1 pseudogene is annotated in these 248 nt (G+C 42.3%); it reads left to right on the top strand.

The features are described 5' to 3' along the window. Positions 1-248 (top strand): annotated as a pseudogene (locus tag CP368_RS10310) (hypothetical protein); the annotation flags it as partial.

The following is a 248-nucleotide window of genomic DNA, read 5'->3' as shown; positions in this document are numbered from 1 at the left end:
AAAAAGATACTGATACTGGCAATGTAGCAGACCTTCAAGATTCTTTGCGGACTACGGCTGAAGAAAAAGTAGTGGCAACAAATCCCAAAGATCCTACGCAAGGCCAAGATCCTACGCAAGGCCAAGATACTACGCAAGATAAAGGCAAGCAGACAAATGCAAATGAAACTACGCAAAATACTACCAAAGTCGGCAAAAAAGATACTGATACTGGCAATGTAGCAGACCTTCAAGATTCTTTGCGGACT

It is taken from the genome of Lactobacillus sp. UMNPBX17 (assembly GCF_002553735.1).
Lineage (GTDB): Bacteria > Bacillota > Bacilli > Lactobacillales > Lactobacillaceae > Lactobacillus > Lactobacillus gallinarum.
Note: the sequence above shows the minus strand (reverse complement) of the source record. Positions and strands in the feature narration are given on the sequence as shown.